10 protein-coding genes and 1 tRNA gene are annotated in these 11,421 nt (G+C 31.6%); 8 read left to right on the top strand and 3 right to left on the bottom strand.

Translation table 11 applies throughout. The features are described from left to right. Positions 1-408: 408 nt before the first annotated feature. Positions 409-1,377, bottom strand: a complete 969-nt coding sequence (locus CHB81_RS25930) for a type I phosphomannose isomerase catalytic subunit (RefSeq protein ID WP_089354714.1) — start codon at positions 1,375-1,377, stop codon at positions 409-411. A 329-nt stretch (positions 1,378-1,706) separates the two neighbouring features. Further along, positions 1,707-3,812, bottom strand: a complete 2,106-nt coding sequence (locus CHB81_RS25935) for a glycoside hydrolase family 97 protein (RefSeq protein ID WP_089354715.1) — start codon at positions 3,810-3,812, stop codon at positions 1,707-1,709. Between the two features lie 369 nt (positions 3,813-4,181). On the opposite strand from CHB81_RS25935, the gene CHB81_RS25940 reads away from it, so the two are divergent. The 7 genes from CHB81_RS25940 (at position 4,182) to CHB81_RS25970 (ending at position 8,953) form a co-directional block, all read left to right on the top strand. Beyond that, on the top strand, positions 4,182-4,730 hold the full coding sequence (locus tag CHB81_RS25940) for a DUF4494 domain-containing protein (RefSeq protein WP_089354716.1): 549 nt from the start codon (positions 4,182-4,184) through the stop codon (positions 4,728-4,730). Positions 4,731-4,808: 78 nt separating this feature from the next. Beyond that, on the top strand, positions 4,809-5,249 hold the full coding sequence (locus tag CHB81_RS25945) for a hypothetical protein (RefSeq protein WP_089354717.1): 441 nt from the start codon (positions 4,809-4,811) through the stop codon (positions 5,247-5,249). A 175-nt stretch (positions 5,250-5,424) separates the two neighbouring features. Beyond that, positions 5,425-6,951 carry a glycosyltransferase family 39 protein gene (locus tag CHB81_RS25950; protein ID WP_089354718.1) on the top strand — a complete coding sequence of 509 codons (1,527 nt, stop codon included), beginning with the start codon at positions 5,425-5,427 and terminating at the stop codon, positions 6,949-6,951. Position 6,952: 1 nt separating this feature from the next. Beyond that, positions 6,953-7,435, top strand: coding sequence for a DUF4269 domain-containing protein (locus CHB81_RS25955; protein WP_254921280.1), 483 nt, complete (start codon positions 6,953-6,955; stop codon positions 7,433-7,435). 168 nt (positions 7,436-7,603) lie between these two features. After that, positions 7,604-7,676, top strand: a tRNA-Met gene (locus tag CHB81_RS25960). Positions 7,677-7,907: 231 nt separating this feature from the next. Further along, positions 7,908-8,429 carry a hypothetical protein gene (locus CHB81_RS25965; protein ID WP_089354719.1) on the top strand — a complete coding sequence of 174 codons (522 nt, stop codon included), beginning with the start codon at positions 7,908-7,910 and terminating at the stop codon, positions 8,427-8,429. A gap of 116 nt (positions 8,430-8,545) precedes the next feature. Then, on the top strand, positions 8,546-8,953 hold the full coding sequence (locus tag CHB81_RS25970; RefSeq protein WP_089354720.1) for a helix-turn-helix transcriptional regulator: 408 nt from the start codon (positions 8,546-8,548) through the stop codon (positions 8,951-8,953). Positions 8,954-9,111: 158 nt separating this feature from the next. Here CHB81_RS25970 and CHB81_RS25975 read toward each other — a convergent pair whose 3' ends face one another. Next, entirely contained in the window at positions 9,112-9,966 is an 855-nt protein-coding gene (locus CHB81_RS25975; RefSeq protein WP_089354721.1) for a hypothetical protein, read from the bottom strand. A 414-nt stretch (positions 9,967-10,380) separates the two neighbouring features. On the opposite strand from CHB81_RS25975, the gene CHB81_RS25980 reads away from it, so the two are divergent. Beyond that, positions 10,381-11,382: a transposase gene (locus CHB81_RS25980; protein ID WP_089353376.1), complete on the top strand. Its 1,002-nt coding sequence runs from the start codon at positions 10,381-10,383 to the stop codon at positions 11,380-11,382. Positions 11,383-11,421 lie beyond the last annotated feature (39 nt).

Genomic DNA, 11,421 nt, shown 5'->3' on the forward strand with positions numbered 1-11,421 from the left:
CGAATTAATTTTTTATTAAGTTGTTGTTAATTGTGTCACAAATATATACAAAAATAGTTACTAAAACGATTTTGTAATTATTTTTTTGAACTAATCATTTTTTTAGAGTTAATTAAACACAAAATCATCAGTATTTACAGGTATTTTCACCATTAATGTATTTACAACACCAAAAACAAGGGTATTTATTTTTTAGTATGAATAATCTGTGATTCTATTTTTAGCAACATTGAAAAGATTACATCTTTTCAATTTACTTCGTTAAAAACACTATCAAAATACTACTTTTTCTTCCTGTAAGGTTTTCAAAACCTTACAGGTGTGCTTTTGTAATTACCTCACTTATATATACCTACAAGGTTAAACAAACCTTGCAGGATATCTCACCTCTCAATCAAAAACTTTGACTTAATGAATATATACTTCTAAAATCTGTGCAGAACCATTTACTATATAACTATGCATATTGGCAGGTAATAAAACGGTATCGCCTTTTTTGTATTTATAGATTACATTCTCAAATCTAATTTCAAACGAACCTTCGATACACATATAAACCGTAAATGTTTCGCCGTTTTTATTAACTTCAATTGTTCCGTCAAGCGGAAGGAAATTCGTTGTGAAGTAAGGACAATCGACTACTACATTTGATTGATTTGGAGTCTCTTCGTATTTCTTGTGCGTGTCTACTTTATTATAATTAATTGCATCAAGTGCCAAATCTACATGCAATTCTCTTTTATTTCCCTGAGCATCAACTCTATCAAAATCATACAAACGATACGTAATGTCAGATGTTTGCTGAATCTCTGCAACGACCAACCCCGCTCCTATTGCGTGAACTGTTCCTGTTTCCAGAAAAAACACATCACCGGCCTTGGCTTTTACATCGTCAAGAATAGAAACTAAGGTTTTTTTATTCAGGTTTTCTAAGTATTCTTCTTTGCTTGAATCTTCTTTAAAACCTACAATAATCCTTGCATCAGGATCGGCTTGCATTACATACCACATTTCGGTTTTACCAAAAGAGTTATGACGTTCTTTTGCTAATTTATCATTTGGATGCACTTGTATCGATAAATCTTCTCTAGCATCAAGATATTTAAACAATAAAGGAAATTGTTTCCCAAATCGTTCGTAAACTCTTGTTCCTAAAATTTCGTTTGGTGCATCATCAATTAAATCTGTTAATGATTTTCCTTTTAATTCGCCATTGGCAACCATGCTTACATCGCCTTCAACAGTAGATAATTCCCAACTTTCGCCCGTAATTTCAGAAACGATTGGTTTATTAAGAACTGTTTTTAATTTTTCTCCGCCCCAAATTCTGTCTTTCAAAATTGGTTCAAATTGTAAAGGATAAGTTTTTATGCTCATTTTTATGTCATTGCGAGGTAAGACTTATTCGCCACGGCGAAAACAATCTCATCCTCTGATTAATATTTTCTTTTTTTCTGCCACAGATTAAAGGATTTAAATGATTTTAAAATATCTGTTTAATCTGTGCGAAACTTTTTTCTGCCACGAATTACACTAATTTTCGCTAATTATTTTAACTCATTTAAATAACAAACGTGCTTAATCTGTGCCTGGATTTTTTCTCTCGCAGATTAAGCAGATTAAGTAGGTTTTTTTTGCAAAAGATTAAAACAAAAAATCCGTATTCATCCGTTTAATCAGCGTCATCCGTCCGCCATTTCACATTTTTACTTTATTGAAATAGCAACTCCGCCACTTGCAGCCAGTTTTTGTTTTAGCTTAGTTTTATTACTGTTTACAACTACTTTTCGAATGTTATAGGATTGTGGATTCGTTTTGTAATCTGCCGTTTTTCCGTCTTCGTAAATTGTTGCCGTATATGATTTTCCTGTTGGAAGAAAACTAAAATCAATTAAAGCCGTACGTGAATTTTCGTCTGTAATTCCGCCAACAAACCATTCTTTTTTTCCTTTTGTTTTTCTGGCAATTGTAATATAATCTCCTGGCTCAGCTTCGAGAATATAAGTTTCATCCCAATCCAGAGCAACATCTTTTATAAACTGAAATGCATCTGGGAAACGCATATAATTCTCCGGTAGATCGGCAGCCATTTGCAACGGACTATACATCGTAACATAAAGTGCCAATTGTTTAACAAGTGTTGTACTCAGCTTATTCTTTTTAGCTCCGTAAACGGATAAATCTCCCTGGAAAATTCCCGGTGTATAATCCATAGGGCCTCCCATTAATCGTGTAAAAGGCAAAATTGTAGTATGATCGGGATGAATTCCTTCCATCGATTCAAACTCCGTTCCACGTGCCGATTCCTGTGCAAACCAGTTTGGATACGTACGATGTAAACCCGTTGGTCGCACCGCTTCGTGAGAATCTACCATGATTTTGTGTTTCGCCGCTTCTTTGGCAACATAGGTATAATGATTCACCATTTGCTGTCCGTCATGATGTTCTCCTCTCGGGATAATTGGTCCAACATATCCTGTTTTTACAGCATTATAATTATTATCAACCATAAAGTTTAAAGCATCGTTTAATTGTCGCTCATACTCAGCAGTTGAAGAAGTCGTTTCATGATGCATGATAATTTTCACGTTCTTTTTACGCGCATAATCGCTTAATTCTTTTACATCAAAATCCGGATATGCTTTGGTAAAACTATAAATACGCTCTTTTTTGAAAGCCGTATTATCCTCCCAACCTTCGTTCCATCCTTCTACCAAAACGGCGTCAAAACCATTTATTGCCGCAAAATCAATGTATTCTTTTACATGTTTGGTATTTGCTCCATGTGTGTTATTTGGTTTTAATTTGGCGAAATCAGTCGTTCCAATAACAACATCCTGATTATCCGAATATGCCCAGGTCGAACCTCCGCCTGTAAAATATTCCCACCAAACTCCAATATATTTAGTTGGTTTAATCCATGAAGTATCTTCAAAATTGCAAGGTTCATTTAGATTCAAAATCATCTTTGAAGCCAGAATATTTCTTGCATCATCGCTCACTACAATGGTTCGCCAAGGCGTAAAACTTCCGGTTTGAATATATCCTTTATTTCCAACAGCGTCAGGCACAAGATGCGAACTGAGCGAAAAAGTTTTATCATCGACATTAAGACACATTGCCGGATAATTTTTTAAAGCTGCTTCGTGGATATTAATATAAAGTCCGGCGTTTGTCTTCATCATTAAAGGCGTTTGTGTCGCCAGATTTTTGATCGTAGTTTGGGCTGCCAACGAAACATGAGTTGCATTGTAAACCAGAGATTGCATCTCGGATATTTTAGAAGTTGTATAACTATATTCGTTCGTATCGTAATCTCCCGGAATCCAAAAAAGCTTATGATCCCCCGTTAAATTAAACTCGGTAGTTTCTTCCTGAATAATAAAATGACGCAGATTATCCTGCACTGGAAACTCGTATCTAAAACCTAAACCATCATTAAACAAACGGAAATAAATCGAAATTTTTCGTTTGCTTTTGTTTTGCACAAGATCAGCTTTCAATTCATTGTATTGATTTCTAATTTCTTTTTGCTCTCCTAAAACTGGTTTCCAAGTATTATTTTCGGATTGAAATTTAGTATCTGTAATCTGAAAATCTTTATTGAGCATAATATCCGCTTTCAATACAAAACCTAGTTTACTTTCTTTAATAACTTCTTTCTTTTTGAAGCTTAAAGTATAAATTGGTGTTCCTTCATTGTTTATATTGAAATTCAAAACCAGATTTCCATCCGGAGATTTTAATTCCTGAGCATTTAGAAACATATTAGAAGTAAAAACAAAAAAACAGATTAGGAATATATTTTTCATAAATGAAGGTGGTTTCAATAGTTGCTAAATCGATTTAGCAAACATAATAAAATTTATGAAACGGTTATACTTACACCAAAAAAAATATTATTCTGAAGTTAAAATAGTCTTTACCTCGAATAATTCCGGCTACTCAAAATCAATTATAAACTTTTGTCTACTTTATAATTCTCCTCTTTATATTCCATATAAAAACATCAGAAATAGTAAACAATGTCGAAGAATTGGAACAGCAATCACAAAATAGTCAGTTCACTAATAATCAATACCATACCAAAATCAACCTAAATTTGTGAATATCTATTTCAATATTTAAGAGTTTTTTTTCCTGTAAAATCTATCTTTGGCATCCTTAAAAATTAAAAGAAGATGAGCGCAACTTGGTACGAATGCAAAGTAAAATATAGAAAGACAGATGAAACCGGAGGACAAAAAGTTTTAACAGAACCCTATCTGGTGGATGCTTTGTCTTATACCGAAGCCGAAAAAAGAATCAATGAAGAAATGGCGGCTTATATTAGTGAAGAATTTAAAATCACGAATATAAAAGTGGCAAACTATGCTGAGATTCATCCTTTTGAAAATGCAGATCGATGGTTTAAATCAAAAGTTTCTTTAATGGCTTATGACGAGGAAAGCGGAAAAGAAAGAAAATCGAATATGTATTTGTTAGTTCAGGCAAATGATGTAAGAGAAGCTTATGACAATACGCTTCATGTAATGCAAAGCACGATGGGAGAATATTCGATTCCTGCTGTTTCTGAATCTCCAATTATGGATGTTTTCCCTTATTTCAGCGGTGAAGAAGGAGAAACGGAACAATTAGAAAGATTCAATGCATTGAAAGCTTCAAAACCTGCACAACCAGCAGTAGAAACGATCGATCACATGGAATTTGAAACTGCATTGGAAGAATAGTTTTTTATAATATTAAAGACTTATTTCCTGAAACAGAATAAAGATTATCTTTAAATTAAAATTGTCTAAAACTATTCTATGAAAATCCCAAAATCGTCGGAAGATTTAATTGAGGAAATTTTTCTTTGTGTTGATCTAACCGAGAAATTAGGAGATTTGAGACTTAGACAACTTTTAATGTTATTGCCTAAAGTAGCTGATGAAATAGTTCTGGAAAGTGTTATTAAGGTTTTTAATAATAAGGAGAGAAACGAGACTTTATATCTTGATCAATCGTATGCAGGGAAAATTCTAGTCAATGTTAATCCTAAATCGGAATTAGATTTAAAATCGATTCTAAACATGGTATTGGAAAATTGGAATAAAAGCATAAGGGATATGCCACTTTGGCTTTTCAATACTTATAAAAAAGACGATCTGAACAATATGCTTTTGTCAATTGTAAATGATCCTTTTGAATCTAATGAAAGAAAAGATAAGGCAGAAACAATGATGTGGTGGATAAAATCATTCAAATAAAATAATTATTACAGAACAACAGCTTCGGAGAAATCCGGAGCTTTTTCGTTTTTACACCATTTCTTAAAACTTTCATTTCCTCCAAAATCAAAATAAATTATATATTAGCTATAGATTTTAAGAACTGATATAAAATCATTTAACCAAAACCAACAACTTACCAAACCAAATCTCGATGACTAAAAAAACTTTAATTTTAATTGGGTTTATTGTTTTAAAATTTGCTCTACAATATATCCTCATAAGTCCTGAATATGATTTACAGCGTGATGAATATTTGCATCTTGATCAGGCACATCATTTGGCTTGGGGTTACTTATCAGTTCCTCCGGTAACATCCTGGGTTTCTTATATTATATATTTACTTGGTAATTCTGTTTTCTGGATAAAGTTCTTCCCTGCCCTTTTTGGCGCGTTGACCCTTTTAATTGTCTGGAGAGCAATTGAAACCCTGAGAGGAAATCTCTATGCTTTGATTTTAGGAGCAACTTGTATTCTGTTTTCTTCACTATTACGACTCAACACACTTTATCAGCCCAATTCATTAGATGTTTTATGTTGGACAGGATTTTATTATGTGATCATTCTATACTTTACAACCGAAAAAACAAAATGGATTTATATTGGCGCAATAGTTTTCGCTTTGGGTTTTCTAAATAAATACAATATTTTATTTCTTTTAATTGGATTTTTGCCTGCACTTTTACTTTCAAACCAAAGAAAAGTATTAGCCAAAAAAGATCTTTATTTGGCTTTACTTTTGGGATTATTGTTGATTCTTCCGAATCTTTTGTGGCAATACAACAATCAGTTTCCAATTGTACATCACATGAAGGAATTGGCAGAAACACAATTGGTCAATGTTGATCGTATTGGATTCTTAAAAGAACAATTATTGTTTTTTATTGGTGGCTTTTTTGTTATTGTTGCCGGTTTGTATGCTTTATTATTTTACAAACCTTTCCATAAATACAGATTCTTTTTTGCCTCGATAATTTTAACGCTTTTGGTTTTTATTTACTTCAAAGCCAAAGCTTATTACGCAATTGGACTCTACCCTATTTACATTGCTTTTGGTGCTGTTTTTTTATCCGATATTTTAAAAACAGGCTGGAAACGATTTCTACAGCCTGTTTTCATTATCATTCCGTTATTATTTTTTATTCCGATGTACAATTTAGCTTTTCCAAATAAAAGTCCGGAATACATTGTAAAACATCCTGAGAAGTACAAAAAACTAGATATGCTTCGTTGGGAAGACGGAAAAGATCATGCTTTGCCGCAAGATTTTGCCGATATGTTGGGATGGAAAGAACTCGCCCGCAAAACCGATTCTGTTTATGCTGCGCTTCCAAATCAAGATAAAACCCTTGTTCTTTGCGATAATTACGGACAAGCCGGAGCTATTAATTATTACACCAAAAAAGGCATAAAAGCAGTTTCTTTTAATGCCGATTATGTCAACTGGTTTGATCTAAGTATTCCATACAAAAACCTTATCAGGATTAAAGATTATGAAAAAGATAGTGATGAGCTAAAAGAAACAGGTCCGTATTTTAATACTGCAAAAATTTCGGGAGAAGTCACCAACCAATATTCGCGAGAATACGGAACTACCATTTTTGTTTTTACGGATGCAAAAGTCAATATCAACAAAAAAATTGAAAGCGAAATAAAATCTGAAAAAGATTATAGCAAATAAAATGATCGATTTTAACAATATCAACTATTTAAAAACCGGAAACCCAAAACAGATTCAGGCTTTTGAAGTTTTAACTCAGAATAAAATTTTATTAAATCTAGCTGAATTTAATCCTGTTTTGGTTGGCACAATTCCGATTAATATTGATATTGAAAACAGCGATCTTGATATTATTTGTTACTGGAAAAACAAAGCCGATCTCATAGAAAAAATCAATGCCTTTTTTGGAAGTAAAAATGAATTCCAAATTAGAGAAACACTTATCAATAATCAGGAAACGGTTATTGCCAACTTTAAAATAAACGATTTTGAAATTGAAATTTTCGGTCAGAACATTCCAACCAAAAATCAAAATGGTTACAAACATATGCTTATTGAATATGAAATTCTGAAAGTAAAAGACGAAAACTTTAGATTAGAAATCATCAAACTCAAACAAAACGGCTACAAAACCGAACCTGCTTTTGCTTATTTATTGGCTTAAACGGAGATCCGTATTTACAATTATTGGAATATAAAGTTTAAAGCTCAAATTACCAAAAACTAAACAACTAGCTTTTAATCCATTACAAACAAAGGAATCTTATTTAAAAATAATTTCGAAATTCCTTGCCACAACCGTATTAACTGTGTATCTTTGCACCCGAAACATCGCGGGATAGAGCAGTAGGCAGCTCGTCGGGCTCATAACCCGAAGGTCACAGGTTCGAGTCCTGTTCCCGCTACTAAGAAAAACACCACTTGAAAAAGTTGGTGTTTTTTTTTAAAAAAAATTAAAATTTAACTAGTCGGGCTCATATCCGCCGCGGCGGACACAGGTTCGAGTCCTGTTCCCGCTACTAAGAAAAGCACCACTTAAAAAAGATGGTGTTTTTTTTTGTTTAGAATATTCTGCAATAACTTTGTGTTCACGAGCGGGACGCTCGCGCTAGCGGGAAATTTTAAATCAAGCTTTAATGAAACAATTTGATATTATATACGATTTCGGAGTTTGGGAAGTGATACGAAAATCATGGTTCATAGTTATACCTCTGTTTTTATACTGGATAGCAGTTAATAAACTCCGAAATAATGAAGATGGAAAAGGAAATTTGATTCAAAATCTTTTATGGCAAAGCAAAAGCTTCGAAACTACAAAAGTGCAAATAATCAAATATGCTTCAATTATCATTTTTGTGTTTTTGGTCATTATGCAAACAATAAAGATATACAGAACTTACAGTATTTTGAACAATGGCTTAAAATCAATAGAAGGTTATGTGAGTGACTTTCATGGAATGCCATCATCAGGACACGATACTGAACGATTTAAAGTTCGAAATGTAAAATTCGAATTTTCAGATTTTGACTTAACTGACTTTGGATACAATAACGCTAAATCAAAAGGAGGCGTGATAGATGAAAACGCCTATGTTAGATTAAAATATTATCAATCAAAAGATCGAAATGTTATACTTAAATTAGAAAAGAGAAAATAAAAACTTTAACTAACAGCTAAAAAAACGGATTTAGAGTATATTTTTTATCTTTGAAATTAAAAATTTTTAAGCAAAATGGCTTTATCTTTGAGCCTTTCGAAAAATTGATATTCATTATGGAACAGAAAATACATCAGGGTAGAAACGTTAAACGCTTTAGAGAAATGCTTGGAATCAAACAGGAAGCATTGGCTTTTGATCTGGGAAATGACTGGAATCAGAAGAAAATTTCTGTGCTCGAGCAAAAAGATGTAATTGAAGATGATATTCTTAGACAAATCTCAAACTCATTAAAAATCCCTGTTGAAGCTTTTAAGAATTTTGATGAAGAGCAAGCGGTAAATATTATTTCTAATACTTTTTCAGATTTTAAAGATGGAGCTTCTGCAATTAATATTCATCCAACATTTAATCCTGTAAAAGAGGTTTTAAAACTTCACGAAGAAAAGATTGCTTTATACGAGCGCATGTTGAAAGAGAAAGATGAAATGATGGCAAGACTTGAAAAATTAATCAATAAATAATTTCGGAATAATCATTTTATAAAAAATATAAAAACAAAGCTTCAGAGAAATCTGGAGCTTTATTCGTTTATTATGATTTTAATTCTTTGTTACTCACTTCATTTTGTATCACACGAAAGGATTCGTGCGGGAGCTTAGGGCTGTTGACAGATGTTTTTTTATTCTGCAATAATCGTTTTTATTTTGGTTACATATTGATCAAAAATCACAAAATTAATTTTTTCAATCATTCTGAGTTTTTCATCGCAAGGATATTTCCTTCGCATTTGATATTTTAAGATAATTGTATCATTTCTTCTTTCTATGTTTGGAAAATGTGAATTGCATCCATTTACTTCAAAGTATGCAGTAGCTAAAACCATTTCTTCATATTTGACAAATTCAATATTCTTTTTTATGAGTTTTCTTTTTACTTCAAAATCTTCATCTTTAGAGTCTGCCCAATAATAATCTTGAAAATACTGTAAATCATTATTCTGAAGTTTTTTAATTTCTTCTTCATAATCTTCAATCTTCTCTGGTTTTATATTTTTTTTATATGATTCAGCTATTTTGTTGTATTTATTGTATTCAACTTCACTAAACTTGTTTTTAACTCCTATGTTTTTTGGATGAAAATAGTTTAGCATAAAATTCATAACGGTTGTTCTTTCACCTGTACATTCATATCTTGTTTGTATGACAGAAGTGTCTTTTAAATGTTCAAAAAACACATTCTTAAGTTTTGGATATTTATTTATTATTAGACCGTTAAAAGCATAACATCTGATTTTTGGATTTTTATTCTTTGTTAAGAAAACAAGATCTTGATTGGAAGCAACTTTTAGTAAGTCATCAAATCTTTTTGTACCACGTAATCGAATTTCGTCAATTAAAGACAAACTATCTACAGCATTTTGAACTTCCATTGTAAGTCTATGCTGCTTTTTTAGTTTTTTATTCTTTGAATCTTTTCCACAAAAAGTGAAGATAAGCGATAAAAAAATAAGTATGAAAATTGATTTTATCTTCATTATTTTCGGTTTTTATAAAATCTTTGCCCTTGCTCTACGAAGTACTCTTCTTTACGCTGCGCAAATGTCTCTGACTTTGCGCCATTTAAAAATAAAAAAAAATACGAAAAGTCAAAGACATTTAAGCAGTTTTTGAGTCATATTAGTGATTAACGTTTCCCTACTACAGCGGGATTGCCGGTACAAAGTCAGGAGACATTCGCCTTTACTTTGGATTAGATAAAAAACTTTAATTTTATTCAAAGGAAAGCAGAGGTGAACTTTAGACTTCGCTAGTTAAGAACCATGCTGTGCATTAGTCCTCTGCCTTCTCCTTGAATCTCGTTGAATTGCTTCAAATAGAATGATAGACATGACGGTCTAATAAAGGCTCTAAAGAAGTTCAACATTTTTATTCATCTTAAATTCAAAGTTATGAAAAAGTATTTATTTTATGTTGGTATCGATGTATCAAAAGCTAAATTAGACATTAATATTCTTGACGCTTTAACTCTTAAATCAGAGCATTTTATCATAGAAAACAATATTAAGAGTATTTCTATTTTTATTAAAAAACTGGATAGAAAAGTTGATAAAGAATGTACTCTTTTTTGTTGCGAGAACACAGGTGTTTATACTAATCATTTATCAAGTGTTATAGTAAAACTTAATTTAGATTTATGGATTGTTCCCGCTATTGAAATAAAAAAATCTAAAGGAATTTCAAGAGGAAAAAATGACAAAACTGATGCTAAAGATATTTCTTATTACAGCTATAGAAACATAGATAAATTAAAACTATTTACTTTATCAAGTAGAGATATTCAGAAATTAAAAATCCTTTACACAGAGAGAGAAAAAATACTAAAAGCCCTATTGCTTATACAAACGACTAAGGAAAGCAAAGCTTTTACTGATAAAATAATTTTCAAAGAAGTATCTCAGGTCAATCAATCGTTAGTCAAATCTATTAAAAATTCAATAAGTAAAATCGAATTAAAAATCAAAGAAGTAATAAAATCAAACGAGCAATTAAGCAAACAAGCTCAACTTATTAAATCAATTCCAGGGTTGGGGGAACAAACTAGTGTGTATTTGATAATTGCTACAAAAGGATTTACGGCATTTAAAAATTGGAGACAATTTGCCTGTTATTCAGGTGTTGCTCCTTTTGAATATAGTTCGGGTTCCAGTGTAAAAGGAAGGACGAGAGTAAATCATATGGCAGATAAAAAAATGAAGTCATTATTGCAAATGTGCGCTATGACAACATTAAAATATGACCCTCAATTAAAAGAATATTACAATAAGAAAAAAGCGGATGGTAAAAACTCAATGTTGGTTTTAAATAATATTAGATGCAAACTTATAAGCAGAGTTTTCGCTGTTATAAATAGAGAAACTCCTTATATCAATACTTATAAATTTGCATCTTGAATTTTAACCTTATTTATTTGTTTTTTATCATAGAATGCA

The organism is Flavobacterium sp. ov086 (genome assembly GCF_900187965.1).
Classification (GTDB): Bacteria; Bacteroidota; Bacteroidia; order Flavobacteriales; family Flavobacteriaceae; genus Flavobacterium.

Excerpts from the sequence above, each read along its gene's own strand:
- CHB81_RS25945 (WP_089354717.1), top strand. The coding sequence starts at position 4,809 with ATGAAAATCCCAAAATCGTCGGAAGATTTAATTGAGGAAATTTTTCTT.
- CHB81_RS25940 (WP_089354716.1), top strand. The coding sequence starts at position 4,182 with ATGAGCGCAACTTGGTACGAATGCAAAGTAAAATATAGAAAGACAGAT.
- CHB81_RS25965 (WP_089354719.1), top strand. The coding sequence starts at position 7,908 with ATGAAACAATTTGATATTATATACGATTTCGGAGTTTGGGAAGTGATA.
- CHB81_RS25970 (WP_089354720.1), top strand. The coding sequence starts at position 8,546 with ATGGAACAGAAAATACATCAGGGTAGAAACGTTAAACGCTTTAGAGAA.
- CHB81_RS25975 (WP_089354721.1), bottom strand. The coding sequence starts at position 9,966 with ATGAAGATAAAATCAATTTTCATACTTATTTTTTTATCGCTTATCTTC.
- CHB81_RS25950 (WP_089354718.1), top strand. The coding sequence starts at position 5,425 with ATGACTAAAAAAACTTTAATTTTAATTGGGTTTATTGTTTTAAAATTT.
- CHB81_RS25980 (WP_089353376.1), top strand. The coding sequence starts at position 10,381 with ATGAAAAAGTATTTATTTTATGTTGGTATCGATGTATCAAAAGCTAAA.
- CHB81_RS25955 (WP_254921280.1), top strand. The coding sequence starts at position 6,953 with ATGATCGATTTTAACAATATCAACTATTTAAAAACCGGAAACCCAAAA.
- CHB81_RS25930 (WP_089354714.1), bottom strand. The coding sequence starts at position 1,377 with ATGAGCATAAAAACTTATCCTTTACAATTTGAACCAATTTTGAAAGAC.
- CHB81_RS25935 (WP_089354715.1), bottom strand. The coding sequence starts at position 3,812 with ATGAAAAATATATTCCTAATCTGTTTTTTTGTTTTTACTTCTAATATG.